The sequence below is a fragment of the Hyalangium ruber genome (genome assembly GCF_034259325.1).
GTDB lineage: Bacteria > Myxococcota > Myxococcia > Myxococcales > Myxococcaceae > Hyalangium_A > Hyalangium_A rubrum.
Genome location: NZ_JAXIVS010000009.1, coordinates 237599 through 253454, shown reverse-complemented (window position 1 = coordinate 253454; position 15856 = coordinate 237599). Strand labels below are relative to the sequence as shown.

Sequence of the window (15856 nt, the reverse complement as noted above, 5' to 3'; positions counted from 1 at the left end):
CAACACCCCAGGCAACTCCCTCCCCTGCCCCAAGCGGCGCCCACGGCTCGCACAGCGGGGGGCAAGCTCAAGGAGCTGGAAACAAGGACCATCCTCATGACGCGCCGCATGGAGGCGCCGTGCAGAGCACCAGCAAGGGGCATCTGGAACTCGTCGCTAGACGGGATGGCACCTTCAAGCTGTACGTGCTCGACGAGAAGCTGGCGACGCTGTCCGTGGCGGGTGCGAGCGCGACGCTGAAGCTCACCGTCCCTGGCTACGCGGATGTGAAGCTCTCCCCTGTGGTAGACCACCTCGAGGGCAAAGGGGCTGCCTTCCAGGCCGAGCACCCGACCGCCGTGGTGAGCGTCACGACCGGGGGCACTACGCAGACGGCTCGATTCGCGCTGCACCTCGAGGGAAGTGGGCAAGGAGCAGACCACGGCGGCATGGCGCACTCCCACGGCGGGGCGGAGACCGGGACCCGGCCCAGCTTCCGCGCTGAGCTCAAGACCACTCCCTCCAGCGTCAAGGCTGGCCAGCCAGTGACTCTCACCTTCTCCGTCAAGGATGCGAAGGGCACCCTCGTCCGCGAGCTACCGCAGGTGCATGAGAAGCCGATGCACCTGCTCGCCATCTCCCGCGACCTGGCCGAGTTCGCCCACCTGCACCCGCAGCCCCAGCCGGACGGCACTTACCAGGTGCGGCACACCTTCCCCAGCGGCGGCGCCTACAAGCTCTACGCGGACTACACCCCGAGCGGCTCGCCGCAGGTGGTGGACCAGATCGATCTCACCGTGGAAGGCCCCCCCCGCCCAGCGGCCCGGCTCAAGGAGGATGCTACCCCCGTCAAGACGGTGGAGGGGGTGCGCGTGACGATGAGCACCGCTCAACCGCTGCGCGCGGGCTCGGAGGCCCTGCTGCGCTTCGCCGTGGCGGATGCGAAGACGGGTAAGCCTGTGACGGACTTGCAGCCCTACCTCGGAGCGCTCGCGCACTTCGTCATCCTCAGCGAGGACACTAAGGACTTCCTCCACGCCCACCCACTCGAGGCACAGGAGCCCAGCGGCGGCACCATGGCCGGCCACGCGCACAAGCAGGGAGCGCCCGGCGGGAAGAGTCCCTCGGAGGTGAGCGCGCACACGTCGTTCCCACGCGCCGGCCTCTACAAGGTGTGGACCCAGCTGCAGCGCGGCGGGCGGGTCATCACCGTCCCGTTTGTCGTGCGCGTGGCTGAAGCGGCAGGCCCAGCGCCCAAGCACACTGGACACGGTGCGCAGGGCGCGATGACTCCCGCTCCCGCGAACGCCATCCTGGTGAAGGTGAGCGCCGCCGGCTTCGAGCCCTCTCGCGTCCCGGCCCGCCCGGGCCAACCCGTCACCCTCGCCTTCCAGCGCACGGACGCCAAGAACTGCGGGGACAAGGTGGTCTTCCCCGCTTTGGGTATCGAGCGAGAGCTGCCCGTGGGGCAGACGGTTACGGTCACGCTGGATCCGCCGAAGACCGGAGAACTCACTTTCACCTGCGGCATGGCCATGTACCGCGGCGCAATCGTCGTCCAGTGAGGAACTGTCCATGACACGCACGTGGGTTGCGATGCTGTCGATGGCCGCGCTGTCGCTGGCGGCCTGCGAGAAGTCCAAGACGCCAGAGACTCCAGGGTCGAGCGGCACCAGCGCGGAGAAAGGCGGCCGCACCCCGGCCGCCCAAGGCCACGCGGCGCAGGATCACGCCCATGAGGCTCCGCATGGAGGGCTCGTGCAGAGCACCAGCCAGGGGCACCTTGAGCTCGTCGCGAGCAAGGACGGCACCTTCAAGCTGTACGTGCTCGATGAACAGCTCGCGGTACGCTCTATCACCGGCGCCAGTGGCACGCTCAAGTTGACTGTGCCTGGCTACGCGGACGTGAAGCTCGCCCCCGTTGGAGACCACCTGGAGGGCAAGGGCGCGGCATTCCAAGCCGAGCACGCCACCGCCGTGGTGAGCGTCACCACCGGCGGAGCCACCCAGACGGCGCGCTTCGCCCTGCACCTCGAAGCGGGAGGACACGGCGACGGACACCCTCATGCCCCGGGCACACCAGCGCATTCGCATGGGGCTCCGGGCTCGGTGCTAGGCACCCTGTCGACGAAGCCCTGCCCTGCTGGTGGTGGCCCACTCGCCGCCGCCTGTGTGAACGGGCAGGTGTTCCTCTTCACGACGGAGGGCGAGGCGGTTCCCCGCGCCCTCATCCCGGCCAATGGCGTTTCGCTGGCGAAGCTAGTGCCCCACGTGGGTCGCAAGGTGTCGCTGTCGGGCAAGCCCCTGGAGGGCGAGCCGGCCCGCATGGAAGTGACGGCGGTGACCCCCGAGCACGACCACACCCCGCTCCAGGGCGGCATGGTGGTGATGATCGGAGACCTCCACCTGGAGGTGCTGGCACGCAAGGAAGGGGAAGTGCGCGTGTACCTCACCGACGCCTTCCGCCGCCCAGTGCCACTGACGGGCAGGAAGGGCCAGGTGGAGATTGTGTCAGGGGCCTCCCCCGCGAAGACGGCGCAGTTGGTGCCCTCTGCTGGCGGGGACTTCCTCTCGGCCAGGTTCGACCCCTTCGGCACCTCCCAGCTCGAAGCCACCGTCCGGCTTCCGGTACCCGAGGATCCCGACTACTTCATCACGCTCCTCCTCGATCCGGGGGGCACCCCGCCCTCCACGACCGTTGAGACGGGTGGCGTGCAGTCGGTGAAGGTGGAGGTCCAGGGCGGCTACTCCCCTGACCGCATCGTCCTCAAGAAGGGGGTCCCCGCCCGGCTCACCTTCCTGCGCAAGGACACCAGCGAGTGCTCGCGCGAGCTGCGCATCCCCGAGTTCGGCATCGAGCAGGAGCTGACCCCGCTGAAGGAGACAGTGGTGCTGCTCACCCCCACGAAGACCGGCACCTTCGCCTTCAGCTGCGGCATGGACATGATGCGCGGGACCCTCGTCGTACAGGACTGAGCCTCTTCCCAGCATCCGAGTCACACAAACAACCCCTGCTACCGCGGCCCCGTGGGCTACACCACCTCCATCTGTGCCCTGCCCAGGGGCTGCGGCAACCCCACATGCAGTTCTGATCGATGAGGGAGCGTACCGGGTCCCAAGCGGGAGTGGGTGTGTTGTTCGGCAGCACCTCGTGTCTACTGCACACTCTCATTGCAGCCTGAGCGTGCTATCCGGAAGGTGCAGCCCGCTCCCTGACCACGCCAGAGGTTCACGCAGGTGAAGCGCATTCCCAGAGATCCACTCCGCTTCGATACCTTCGCCCTGTTCGCGCACCATTTGCAGCAGGCCAAGCTTCCACTGAACCACCGGGCGGCGCTCCGTCGCTTCATCGACAACATTAAGGCGTCTACCAAAGCCTCCCTGGCGAGCCCGACCTTCCTCCACGGCCAGCGCACCGAGGCACTCTTCGAGATGGTGGTTGCCACACTCGGTCAGGTGAAGCTGCTCAAGCGCGAGGATGAGGGGGACGTCTTTCACAAGCTCCCTCATGCCATACGTCCCCCTGATTTCCGGCTGCTCCTTGCCGACGACACCCAGGCGCTAGCGGAGGTCAAGAACTACCATCAGAAGGGGGGCTTCGAGCCGCAGACATTCAAGTCGGATTATGTGATGGAACTCACGGCATATGCTCACGCAATGAGGTGCGAGCTGTTCTTCGCCACCTACTGGGCGCGCTGGAGCACCTGGACTCTGGTGCGCGAGCACCATCTCGCGCACACCGGTGGACAGCGCAGCCTTACGTTCAAAAAGGCAATAGCCGTCAACGAAATGGCTCTCGTTGGTGACCTGAGCGTAGCATCCAGAGCCCCACTACGCTTTCGGGTGGAGACCAAGCCCATCTCTGGAGCCCAGCTCACTCGCAAGGGTCGACCTGCACGCCGCCAGAAACAACTCCTGGAGATTCAGTCGGTCGGGATCTATTCGGATCATGGACGGATTACCGACCCCACTGAATTGCGCATCGCGGCCTTCCTCATGTTTTACGGGAGATGGCAAGAAGGGGAGCAACGCGTGGAGACGGATGAACACGGGGGAATTGTCGCCGTGGAGATCCCCGTTGAACCTGATCCTGAGAGCTCGCAGCAGGAGAAACAAGGCTTCGACGTCGTCGGAACGTTGAGCGGAATGCTCTCTCGGCTTTACCACCACAAGACGATGAGGAAGGGACGGATTGCCGGCGTGCGCACGGATTTCGAGCCTGGCGAGTACACAAACCTCATCCCACCAGATTTCGACTACTCGCGCAGCGTGCTTCCTCTATGGGTCTTCCAGATGCAGCCCAACGCGAACTTCACGGAGTGATCCTCCTTCGAATACTGGCTCTCGAGAGGCCGCAGTAGGCGCGAGGACCAGAGCGGGCTTGCGATGGGCTCTTGGACATTGCCCTGCGCTCCGGCGAGTACGGGACAGAGCCCCTGCCCTTGAATACGTGACGCTCTACGTCACAGATGGCACCCCCGCAGGCAGTGAACACCCTCGTAGCTCAGCGGTATGCCCTGCGCCTCGAAGGGGAGGAGCAGCCGACCATGCCGCTACATGGGAGGCTTATGACACCGTCAAAGCTGGGTAGGGTGCTCGCGCTCGCCGTTGTCACGCTCGCCGTGGCCTGCGGAGACGACAAGGGGTTGAACATGGGCGACGAGATGGCGCCCGAGCGGCTAGTCATGGACGGGAGCTATTCGGATGAGCGCTTCATCGACATGATGGCGGCGCACCATCAGATGGCCACCGAGATGGCGGAGGTTGAACAGCAGAAAGGCACCCGCTCGGAGCTCAAAACGCTCGCCGCGAAGATGATCGAGGACCAGCGCAAGGAGATCGACGAACTCAAGGCCCTCAAGCAGTCCCACTTCGGTACCTCCGAAGTGCCAACGATGATGAATCACGCCGACATGGAGAACGCCGGCATGCTGATGCCCGCCGAGATGGCCCAGCAGCCGGACGTCGACAAAGCCTTCATCGACTCGATGCTCCCCCATCATGCAGGGGCGATTCAGATGGCCACGGTTGCTCTCCAGCGCAGCGATATCGAGCAGATCCGCTCCATGTCCCGAGCCATCATCGACGCGCAGTCGGAAGAAATCGGCAGGATGATCGAGTGGCGCAAAAGCTGGTACGGCAGCCAGCCGTAGCTGGCCAGGATTCACTTGAGGCTGAAGGGGCGCGCCTCCTCTGCAGTCTTGCTCCACGTCATCACGGTGTAACCCAAACCATCACTAGCCGGGCCTACCGAATGAGCGGAATCGAGGGAGCTGACCTTGCTCTTTCAAGCGCTTCCAAGCAGGCCATGCCTTGGCAAGCGCTTTGCTTCTTCGAGAGTTCAGTCCACCGAAGGTGCGCCTTGCAGCACCACGCTCCGGAGTGCCATCCATGAAGAAGACCTTGATTCGTCTCTTCACGCTCACCGTCCTGGCTTGCGTAGGCAGCGCTGGGGCCCAGGAGGACCATGCCCACGGCTCCCCTCACGGCGGCCAGGTGAAGACCGCCGGCAAGGGCCACGTCGAGGCGCTCCTCGAGGCCGACAAGCTCGTTGTCTACGTCCTCGACGAGAAGGAGCGGACCGTGGCTCCTCCCAAGGAGGCCAAGGCCGTGCTGCTGGTCGGTAAGGGGAAGCAGGAGCTCCAACTGTCTGCGCGCGGCAATGCGCTGGAAGCCTCTCTGCCGGACGACGTCCGCAAGCAGCTCACCGCGGCCCAGGGCAAGGCCACCGCCATCGTTACTGTCTCGGTCGGCGGCACCACCCAGAGCGCCCGCTTCACCTTCACGGGAGCGCAGGCCCCCGCTAAGCACGACGAGCACCACGGCTAGGGAAACCACGGCTCCGGGCATCAGCATTGACGCCAGCAGCCCCGCCCCCCACCCATCTGAGCCAGGACGGACTTACCACCGGAGGACTCCATGCATCGTATTGCTGTACGTGTCGCCGCACTCGGCGTTGCCATCCTGGCGCTCGTTGCATCACCCGCTCAGGCCCAGGATGCGCAAGAGGAAGCGAAGATCAAGAAATGGCTTGAGGGCTACGTCGCCGCGCTCAACGCGAAGGATCTCAAGGCGCTCGGAAGCTTCTACGATGAGCAGGCCACCATTTACGAGGGCGGCAGCATCGACAACGGCTGGGCCTCATACCGCGATCATCACCTCGGTCCCGAGCTGAAGGAATTTCAGAACCTGCAGTTCGCTCTGGTCGACGTGACGCCCCATGTGCCCGAAAAGGGTGCCAAGGTGGCATGGGTCACGGCGACCTACACACTGAAGGCGAAGATGAAGGACCGCGACATCGACAGCGCGGGCTTGGAGACGATGGTGCTCGTCAAGGACAAGGACGGGAGCTGGAAGATCCGCCACTCCCACACCTCGTCGCGTCGCCGCCCGGCGCCGCAAGCCCCGACCCAGGCCAAACCGTAGCCATAGAAGACAGCAGCTGTTCGGGAACAGGCCCCATGACGTTCTTCAGCCGCACGGACCGACAGGGCAGGCGGGTAGGCAGGCGCAGGCTGCGGACATCACCGCAGCCACTGATTCTCTGGGGGCTGTAAGACCCAATGAGGTGCTGCGTCACCCTGGATGAAAGGAATCGCCATGACGACTCACCACCATCCCGAGTCCCACACCGGACACCACCCGCCCCATCTATCGGAAGGCAAGGTGAAGGATCCTGTCTGCGGGATGCTGGTCGATCCGCATACGGCGAAGGGCGGCAGCCACGTCCACGAGGGGCACACCTACTTCTTCTGCAACCCCAAGTGCCGCGAGAAGTTCCAAGCGGAGCCGCAGAAGTACCTCTCACCTGCCCCGGCGGCAGCGCCAGCAACTCGAGCCCCTACGGGGGCGATGTACATCTGCCCGATGGACCCAGAGGTGCGCCAGGACCACCCAGGCGCCTGCCCTAAGTGCGGCATGGCCCTGGAGCCGGAGCAGCCGGTCGTCCAGACGCGCACCGAGTATGTCTGCCCGATGCACCCGGAGATCGTGCGGTCTGAGCCAGGCTCCTGCCCCATCTGCGGCATGGCCCTGGAGCCGCGGACCGTCACCCTCGAAGATGCTCCTGACCCGGAGTATGTCGACATGCGGCGACGTTTCTGGGTGAGCCTTGCTCTGTCGCTGCCCCTGCTGGTGGTGGCGATGTCGGAGATGGTGCCGGGCCAGCCCCTTCAGGGCCTGGTACCAGGAGCGGCCCTGCTCTGGGTGCAGTTCGCTCTGGCGACGCCCGTAGTGCTGTGGGGAGGCTTTCCTTTCTTCCACCGGGGCTGGGTGTCGGTGCGCAATCGGCACCTCAACATGTTCACGCTGATCGCACTCGGAACGGGCGCGGCCTACGGCTTCAGCGTCTTCGCCACCCTCTTCCCGGGCCTCCTGCCCCATGCCTTCACAGGCCATGGCGGCCAGGTCCCCGTGTACTTCGAGGCCGCTGCGGTCATCACCACGCTGGTCCTGCTTGGGCAGGTGCTGGAGCTCCGAGCCCGTCACGCCACCTCGGGCGCACTCAAGGCGCTGCTGGGGCTTGCCCCGAAGACCGCCCGGCTTCTGCACAAGGACGGGCGTGAGGAGGATGTAGCGCTCGACCGTGTGCAGGTGGGCGACCGCCTCCGGGTCCGCCCGGGCGAGAAAGTGCCGGTGGATGGCCTCGTCTTGGAGGGCGAGAGCGCCGTGGATGAGTCCATGGTGACGGGCGAGCCGATCCCCGCCGAGAAGGCGGCTGGCAGCCGGGTGACGGGCGGGACCGTCAACGGCACGGGCGGCTTCGTGATGCAGGCGGAGCGCGTGGGCCGCGACACCCTGCTGTCCCAGATCGTCCAGCGCGTCGCCGAGGCTCAGCGCAGCCGGGCTCCCATCCAGCGCCTGGCGGACACCGTCTCCGCCTGGTTTGTGCCCCTCGTCATTGGAATCGCCGCCCTGACAGCCCTCCTCTGGGGAGTGTGGGGGCCCGAGCCCAAGCTCGCTCATGCACTCGTCAACGCAGTAGCGGTCCTCATCATCGCGTGTCCGTGTGCCCTGGGGCTGGCAACGCCCATCTCCATCGTGGTGGGCATGGGCCGCGGTGCACAGGCTGGCGTCCTCATCCGGGACGCGGCGGCGCTAGAGGAGCTGGCGAAGGTGGACACCCTCGTCGTCGACAAGACAGGGACTCTCACCGAAGGCAAGCCAAGCCTGGTGACCGTGATGCCTGCTCCAGGCTTCGATGAGGCCCAACTGCTGCACGTGGCCGGAAGCATCGAGCGTGGGAGCGAGCACCCACTCGCCTCCGCCATCGTCAAGGGCGCGCAGCAGAGGGGTGCCGTCCTCACCGAGTCCAGTGGCTTCAAGTCCGTCACGGGCCAGGGGGTCACCGGGCTTGTCGGCGGAGTGCAGGTGGCGCTCGGCAACACGAAGCTGCTCGAAGGGCTCGGAATCGACACAGCAGCACTCGTGGAGAAGGCAGAGCCCCTGCGGCGTGAGGGGCAGACGGTCATGTTCGTCGCGGTGGACGGGAAAGCGGCGGGGCTCCTGGGCGTCGCGGACCCGGTCAAGGCGTCCACCCCTCAGGCCATCCAGGAGCTTCGCGCCGAGGGGCTTCGGATCGTGATGCTCACCGGGGATAGCCGCACCACGGCCGACGCGGTGGCGCGCAAGCTTGGCATCGACGAGGTGCACGCGGAAGTACGCCCCGAGGAGAAGAACGACTGGGTGAAGCGGCTCCAGGCCGAAGGCCGCGTGGTGGCCATGGCTGGGGACGGTATCAACGACGCGCCAGCACTTGCCCAAGCGCAGGTGGGCATCGCCATGGGCACGGGCACGGACATCGCCATGGAGAGCGCGGCGGTGACACTGGTAAAGGGGGACCTGCGCGGCATCGTCCGTGCCCAGCGGCTCAGCCGCGGCACCGTGCGCAACATCCGCCAGAACCTCTTCTTCGCGTTCATCTACAACGTGCTCGGTGTGCCTATCGCCGCGGGGCTCCTCTACCCCTTCTTCGGTCTGCTCCTGAGCCCCATGATCGCGAGCGCGGCAATGAGCGTCTCGTCCGTCTCGGTCATCGCCAACGCCCTGCGGCTGCGACGCGTCATGCTCTAACAGAGCGCCATCCCACTTCCCGGCCTCCTGGGGAAGTGGCAGCCAAAGACCTGCCCCTCGGCCGATTCCTATCCCGTCGATTCATCCTGGGTCGTCGCGCGCTCTCGGGCAGAGGCAGCCGCCAGCGGTTCAACTCTGAGTGCACTGATCATGAGGTACAGGTGAAGGACGCACGCCACCTTGCTCGCATCGAAGTAGTCCGCCTCGGCGAGACCGTGCGCGATGAAATGTCGCATCGACCAGCCCCCCTTCTCCACGAGCGCAATGCTCAGCTCCAGCCAAAGTGAAGGTTCGAGCTGCGGCTTCAGGTGCTCAAGCACCGCGTTTATGGAGATCTGCTCTGCCCCATCCTCCTTCACGGCGATTGTCGGCACACCCACCTTGCGGCACATGCGACGCAGCACTCGCTCCAAGGCCGGCACCAACAGGTGCAGGGCCGACAGGTTGTCGCCCGCGAGCCAGTGCCGAACACCGCGCGCCAGGAGTGGCCGGTCCGCACCCTCGAAGATGTTACTGACGAAGCAGTGCTCCAATAGATGCTGCTCGTTGAGCCCACGCCGGCGAAGGCGTCGAAGGATCTCCACGAGAAACAGCTGGGAATTCAACGACAGCCAGCGCAGCGCAGCCTGCTGGAAGCGCAGGACCGACTGCCCTTCGTCTGTCCTGGGTGCGAAGAACGTCTCCTCGGGCCCCAGTAACTTCCACGGAACGAGTGCTTGGAAAGGGGCGCTCTTCGCGAGCTTTGCATTGGCGTCAGCGATGCGGTCCGGATCCATGCGGAGCCCGGGATGAATCGCCAACAGCTTCAAGGCATCCGGGATGCTCCTCCGCTCGAACGGCCGGATGAAGTCCTCCACGACCTTCGTGCTGATTTTGAAGTCACTGGAAACCTCACCGAGCTCAGATCGAGCTCGCTCGGAGGAGCGCTCAAGGAGCGAGGACACCCTCTGTGCCTCATCCGGCTTCTGCGCCATGCGGTAGGCATGTACGGCCTCGCTGTACGCCGATTCCGCGAGCATCGCGCTGCCTGCTGCGGCAGCTTCTCTTTCATGGGAGGCGGCAAGCCGTGCCCAGTCCTCCGCGTCCAAGCCTGGCAGCCCTACCGCACGGCGCAGACGCGAACCAGCCTCCAAGAGCGCCCGCTCCAGCCAGAAATTCCCTGTGGTCTGAGCGACCTCGGCCTCGGCCTGGGAAATCTCAATGAGCGCAGCAACCTCGCACTGCTTCAGTAGCCTCTTCGGCAGTTTCACCAGGCTCTCGGCGCAGCTTGCGACCCATCCTCCCATGCCAACGGCCGCCATCCTGTTAGCGAACCGGATGGCGGTCCGGGCAAGCTCCAGTTGGACGGCGTGCTGGCCCGACTCTTTCGAGAAGCCGACCCCTGCACTGAGGACATCGACAGCCTGCGAGGCCCAGTCCGCTGTGCGGTGCTTCACCGCACGTTCCGCAGCGGCGCTGAACCACTCCAGATAGGCTTCCGAAGCCAACTTCCCGCTGTGCTTCACCTCCGCCCGTGCGGCAAGCCAAAGGAAGCGCGCGGCCAGTACACGCACGATGGCAGAGGGCGAAGCGAGCCGGCTTCGTAAGTAGGCGAGGCCCTCAGCAGTCGCGAGCTGTGGGGCGCTCTCAGGCGTAGTGACCCCGGCGGCTGATCCAAACGATGCGAAGAGCTGGCATTCGAAGGCGAGCTCCTTGGCGGCCGCTTCTCCCCCGCGCGCGAGCGCCTTCTCCATCAAGGCACGTATCGCACGGGGGCGCTCATAGAGATGGACACAGGTTGCATCGGCACGGTCGAGTTCGTCTCTCTGTGCGAGCACTGCTTCCCTCACGTCAGAACTCACCACCGGCGCTACTGCCTCTCCACCTTCACTCAAGGGGCTCTCCATGCTGTAGTCTGCCACCGAGCAACGATGCTACCAGCAGCACCAGTTCAGTCGGGTACGATGTGGCAGAGGCTCACGATCTTATTGTACGCCTTGCGCACGGCTCCCTTGTCGGCGGCAATTCCGCAGGCGAGAACCCTGATTGTGAAACGTCGACCACCACGCGCGGCTTCGGAGGACACGCACATGGCTAACTTGCCCCCCAACCCCGACTCCAACGGGGACACCGGCGTGGGGCCCGGCCGCGAATCGCCCCCCAGCACACCACGCTGGGTGTACGTGTTTGGGACCATCTTCATCGTCCTGGTCCTGCTGTTTGTCATCCTACACCTCGCCGGCGGTGGCTTCAGGAGCCACACACCGTGAGGACCATGACACCCGGCCTCCGCAAGTTCGCGCTCACCACACATGTCACTTCCTCGGTCGGCTGGCTCGGTGCGGTCGCTAGCTTCCTAGCGCTCTCCGTGGTTGGCCTGAACAGCCAGGATGCTCGGATGGTGCGTGCCGCCTATCTCACGATGGAGCTGACCGCGTGGTTCGTCATCGTCCCGTTGAGCCTCGCTTCACTGCTCACCGGGCTTGTCCAGTCATTGGGCACCACGTGGGGCTTGTTCCGGCACTACTGGGTCGTGGTGAAACTCCTGATAACCGTCCTTGCCACCCTCATCTTGCTGCTGCACATGCGTCCGATTAGCCACATGGCAGGCGTCGCAGCAGAGACGACACTGTCCAGTGCCGATCTCCGCGGGCTGAGAATCCAGCTCGTGGCCGATGCCGGTGCCGCCCTGCTGGTGTTGCTCGTGGCCACGACGCTGTCGGTTTACAAGCCGCGGGGCCTGACCCGGTACGGCTGGCGCAAGCAGCGAGAGCAGCGCCCAGTGTCTCCCTAGCGCAGCATGGGTTCCGTTCCGTCCATCGGTGAATGGTGTGAAGCTGGCCACTCTGAGTTGGTGCCTGGCGACTACCGAACGACCAGTTTGAGCACGCCCTCCGTTGGACCGCGGAGGTTCTCGGCGTCCACACGCCACTTGACCTCGTACTCCCCTGGCCTGTCTGGAGGCACGATTGTGATCGCATCCTCATCGCTGAGGGTCAGCACACGACGCGGTGCGATTCTATCGACGCTAAAGCTTACCTCGCTTCCGCTGACTCTCAGGCGAGCCCAATCTGGCACAAGCCGGACGTGGATTGGGCCAGCCATCGGAAACGCAATCGCTGGGAACTTACGACCACGCAACGGGTCCATCAAAGCGAGCTTCTCCGCAATCCTGCGAGCAGCGCCGATGTTCGGTCGCGCGGGGAACTTGACGCCTTCGTGGCGTTGCGGCTGTTCGCCTGCCGCCCAGATCTCAAATTCCTGAGGAAACATCATCGTTCCAACCACGTCCTCTGCCAGTGCCCGGTCGTTCTCGAGCCTGACGCCCACCTTGACGCCGAACCGCTCGTAACGCTCCTGTGCCTTGTGCTTTCGCCAGCGCTCCTTGTTCGCTTCCTCTTGGAGCATGTTCTCCACCGCCGCGTTGTATAGGTTCGCGCGCTCAACCTCATCCGGGCTCAGGTCCCCTTTGGCGAGTTCTGCCTCAGAGAACGGCACAGCGGCCGCTCGCAGATCGAGGAGCCTTCGGGGCACTGCGTCCAACAGAACCGCGTTGGTCGCAGAGCCGTTGAAGTCCCAGAGGAGAGAGAGGGAGGGCTGCTCGTCTTGGCCATCAAGCCTTGACCATGCCGGAAAGTGCTTCGCGAGCAACCGTGGGTGCCCAGCCAGTTCCAGCGACAGATCCTCCCAGCACAGGAGGTGCACGCGGAACTGTCCTGCCTGGGCGCGCTTCTGATCCAGGAGTCGCACTTCTCGCTGTACGTTTGCATCTCGAGGGGCCGTCGTACAGACAAGTAGTTCTGCGATCTTCGGTTCGAACGCTTCGGCGTCGCTGACGCATTCTTCGACCACTGCAAAGCTCAGCGTATCGGTGTTCTTGCACTGGGCGCCGGCAAGGCCGCCATGTGGTAAGTGAGCCGCAGAGCCGTAGATATCCACGCCATACTGCTTCTGGCCGTTGCGACCGTTCCTTGTGACGTTCGGCGTTCTCCATCTCTCACGAAGCACGTCGGCCACGAGGTTCTCGAACTCATCCCAGGAGGCCGGGCGCGGAAGGTCTGTCGTAGGCGGTGAAGGCATTATGTCTGGACTCGCTCCCTTTCTCCTCCGAGAGAGGGGGCTCGACGCTACGTGGCGGCGAGGTAATCAACATCTATGTCCGGGGGCTTAGCTGCACCCAGTCCCTTTACCACGAGGCGCCGACGCCCCTACTGCGCTGTAGGCTTCTGGCTCCTGCGCTTCTCCCCTCCGAGCGCCTTGAGGAGATGCACTACGTCCACCTCGAAGCCTTCGCACAGCCTGGCGAGCGTCGTGAAAGTAAGGTTCACCTCCTCGCCCTCTACACGCTGGAAGAGGCGCGTCGTCATGCCGCAGCGGTGCGCGGCCTCCTCCTGCGTCCAGCCCTTCTCTCCACGCAGGTGCCGCACGGCCACCGCCAACCGCCTCTGCAGATCGCGGTAAGCGGCGCTCTCGTACTGCTCCGCCCGTTCGGGACGGCGTCTTCTTTCGACCCGGGGCCGCGGCATCTTGCGGCGGACCGTAGAAACGCCTACACCGAGCGCACCACGTCTCTAGCGACGTGACTTGTAAACGACGGGCGCAGTCCACGCGGGTTGGAGCGAAGCCAACAGCGATGCGGTCAACCTGTCGGCCAGGGCTGCAGCCTCCGCAGCAACCCAGCCCGGTCCAGCAGTTCGTGGACGCGAGCGGCCAGCGCGACGTGCTCCGGGTTGGCGACGGTGAATCTCTCGGGGGTGAGGATGACCAGCGTGCCCTTATCCTCCACGCGTTCGATACGCACAGGGGCCGGCAGTGGGGGCACAGGGCCACGCAGCCGAGAGAAGTACATCACCCAGCCCACCGAAGTGCCCGCAGGTATGACCTTCTCTGAAACGAGCTCGTCGTATTGATGCGAGGTGACCACTCCCCACTCCGGCTCCCAGGCGAGGGCCATGGCACGCAACACCGCAATCATGACGGAGGCGGTCAGCACCCGCTCCCCGATAGGACCCTCATCGTAGGGTTCGAGCACGCAGGAGGCCGGCAGGTGACGGGAGGAATAACCGCAGCTGCCGTCGACGCCGGACGTCTCTTCCAGGTTGTTGCCCGTCCATAAATGAAACGAGAAGCCATCTCCGATCTCATGCTCCTTTTGGGCGAACAGCTTCTGGAAGTTTGCAGCGTCTGTCGTGAACTGCCGTCTCCGTGCTTCCTCGAATGAACCTGCCTTCTCATACCAGCTGGTCCACGCCGGGTCGCAGTGGCCCAAGAGGTGGAAGAAACGTTCCGCGCGCTGTGCGCAAGCCTCCGCAGATTCGGACCGGGCGAGCCAGTAGGAACCAGCGTAGTAGGTCTCTATCATCGAGCAGCTGCTCCTCACGGAGTTGGGGAAACATGGATGACCTCGATCTCAAGGCGCGCTGCTCTAAACATCTTCCTCAGCGCGCCCGCTAGCTTCTCCTCGGCGACGATCCACCGGATGGGCATTCCATTGGCAACTTCGAACTGGCGCTTCGCTTGACCAAGCATCTTGTCCCGTCCCTCGAAGATCCTGAAAAAGTTCAGCTGCTTATCGACCCACTTCGCATAGCCGGTGCCCTTGACCTCGAGGAGCACGCCCTGGTCGAAGCCATCGAAGTCCACCTCCTTGTCACCCCATCTGACGCGGTAGGCGGAGCCCTTGGGGGCTCCCGTGACCTGGGCTTGATAGCTGCGGGAACTCTCCGACATGTACTCGTCCGCTTGGACCCATTCACCTGGACCACCAGAACTGGGCGGCCCGGCCTTCGCGACTTCCTTGCCGCCTGAGTTGCCCCGCGCCGCCATGGCCACGGCGTTGGGGGCCAGCGCGACGATGACTCCCTCTGCGTTGATAGCGACTGACTCCACCTCGGCAAGTGCAGGTGCCGTATAGCGGATGTTCAACTGCGCTTCGGCCACCACCGCAGCCTGCCTGGCGCCTGGTAGCGTGGGCATCTTCGATGCCATGCCGGCCGCTGTGTTCCCCACAGCCAGCATCGCCAACATCACGAACGCTTTCGTCCCCTTGTCCCCCATCACCTTCGCGAACTTCTCTCCCGCGGCCCTGATCTCCTCGAACGTCGTGGCTCGGTCCACCGCCGCCACCATCTCACGCCACCCGTCGATGAGCTTCCACACCAGGTCCCAGCCCAGGTAGCTCACCAGGCCCACGGTCATCAGCCCCGCGACGCCCTTCGATACGGGCTCGGGCAACAGCCACAGCATGAGGTACATCGTCATCGCGCCCGTGATGGTTGCCGCTACGGCCTCGGGGTTCACCATCTGCCCGAAGGCTTCCTTCATCTCCCCCAACACCGCCCCCCGGGAGATGGCCATCGCCAAGGCGTACTTCCCTTCGCCGTCCAGCACGGGGCTGTTCACCAGCAGGCGCAGGCAATCCCTGGAAGATGGTCCCCAGGCCCGCCCACACCACAGCAGGTACTGGCGGTTCAACTCCGCGTCGGCAGCGGAAATCTCCACCTTCAGCTCGCTCTCAGCCCCCAGAGGGAAGAGCCGTCGGCTCTTCCGCTCGTAGCGGTACCAGCCGCTACGCTCAGGCACTCCGAACAGTTGGCGGGCGAACTCCAGAGGCCGCTCAGGGATTGGCACCGTGTGCACGTGTTTTGCCACGGCCTCATTGAATTCGTCGTCGTTCACCTCCACCGGATCCACGTCTCCGCGCGCAACGTGGACGATGGGCTCGCCCTGACCTGTGTCCAGGCGGACGACCTTCGTTGTGGTACTGCACCCAACGAGAACCGCGAACAGCAGCACAACCGCCCAGCCTGGCATGTGGAGCCTCCCG

Annotated in this window: 14 protein-coding genes; 9 read left to right on the top strand and 5 right to left on the bottom strand. The window is 64.7% G+C overall.

Annotation, left to right across the window (positions count from 1 at the left end; all coding sequences use genetic code 11):
- Nucleotides 1–119 precede the first annotated feature (119 nt).
- From SYV04_RS25895 to SYV04_RS25865, 7 genes are all read left to right on the top strand, one after another.
- The gene (locus tag SYV04_RS25895) at nt 120–1544 is read left to right on the top strand and encodes a cupredoxin domain-containing protein (protein WP_321548571.1); all 1425 of its coding nucleotides are present in this window, start codon (nt 120–122) and stop codon (nt 1542–1544) included.
- Nucleotides 1545–1554: 10 nt separating this feature from the next.
- Entirely contained in the window at nt 1555–2955 is a 1401-nt protein-coding gene (locus SYV04_RS25890) for a cupredoxin domain-containing protein (RefSeq protein ID WP_321548570.1), read from the top strand.
- A gap of 261 nt (nt 2956–3216) precedes the next feature.
- A complete protein-coding gene (locus SYV04_RS25885; protein ID WP_321548569.1) occupies nt 3217–4302 on the top strand; it encodes a hypothetical protein in 1086 nt (361 codons plus the stop codon).
- A gap of 269 nt (nt 4303–4571) precedes the next feature.
- Entirely contained in the window at nt 4572–5132 is a 561-nt protein-coding gene (locus SYV04_RS25880) for a DUF305 domain-containing protein (RefSeq protein WP_321548568.1), read from the top strand.
- Between the two features lie 238 nt (nt 5133–5370).
- Entirely contained in the window at nt 5371–5808 is a 438-nt protein-coding gene (locus SYV04_RS25875; RefSeq protein WP_321548567.1) for a hypothetical protein, read from the top strand.
- Between the two features lie 90 nt (nt 5809–5898).
- Nucleotides 5899–6405, top strand: a complete 507-nt coding sequence (locus tag SYV04_RS25870) for a YybH family protein (protein ID WP_321548566.1) — start codon at nt 5899–5901, stop codon at nt 6403–6405.
- A 174-nt stretch (nt 6406–6579) separates the two neighbouring features.
- The gene (locus SYV04_RS25865) at nt 6580–9051 is read left to right on the top strand and encodes a heavy metal translocating P-type ATPase (RefSeq protein WP_321548565.1); all 2472 of its coding nucleotides are present in this window, start codon (nt 6580–6582) and stop codon (nt 9049–9051) included.
- 68 nt (nt 9052–9119) lie between these two features.
- Here the strand turns inward: SYV04_RS25865 and SYV04_RS25860 are convergent, their stop codons facing one another.
- Nucleotides 9120–10784 carry a hypothetical protein gene (locus tag SYV04_RS25860; protein WP_321548564.1) on the bottom strand — a complete coding sequence of 555 codons (1665 nt, stop codon included), beginning with the start codon at nt 10782–10784 and terminating at the stop codon, nt 9120–9122.
- A gap of 336 nt (nt 10785–11120) precedes the next feature.
- Here SYV04_RS25860 and SYV04_RS25855 point away from each other — a divergent pair, with 336 nt between their 5' ends.
- Nucleotides 11121–11300, top strand: a complete 180-nt coding sequence (locus tag SYV04_RS25855; protein ID WP_321548563.1) for a hypothetical protein — start codon at nt 11121–11123, stop codon at nt 11298–11300.
- Nucleotides 11297–11824: a hypothetical protein gene (locus tag SYV04_RS25850; RefSeq protein ID WP_321548562.1), complete on the top strand. Its 528-nt coding sequence runs from the start codon at nt 11297–11299 to the stop codon at nt 11822–11824. Before SYV04_RS25855 ends, SYV04_RS25850 begins: the two co-directional genes overlap by 4 nt.
- Nucleotides 11825–11895: 71 nt before the next feature.
- Here SYV04_RS25850 and SYV04_RS25845 read toward each other — a convergent pair whose 3' ends face one another.
- The 4 genes from SYV04_RS25845 to sitA5 form a co-directional block, all read right to left on the bottom strand.
- Nucleotides 11896–13047, bottom strand: a complete 1152-nt coding sequence (locus SYV04_RS25845; RefSeq protein WP_321548561.1) for a hypothetical protein — start codon at nt 13045–13047, stop codon at nt 11896–11898.
- 191 nt (nt 13048–13238) lie between these two features.
- A complete protein-coding gene (locus tag SYV04_RS25840) occupies nt 13239–13457 on the bottom strand; it encodes a helix-turn-helix domain-containing protein (protein ID WP_479691448.1) in 219 nt (72 codons plus the stop codon).
- Between the two features lie 212 nt (nt 13458–13669).
- Complete coding sequence (locus SYV04_RS25835) at nt 13670–14392, bottom strand: immunity 52 family protein (RefSeq protein WP_321548559.1); 723 nt, start codon at nt 14390–14392, stop codon at nt 13670–13672.
- A 14-nt stretch (nt 14393–14406) separates the two neighbouring features.
- Entirely contained in the window at nt 14407–15843 is a 1437-nt protein-coding gene (sitA5, locus tag SYV04_RS25830; protein ID WP_321548558.1) for a SitA5 family polymorphic toxin, read from the bottom strand.
- Nucleotides 15844–15856: the final 13 nt, after the last annotated feature.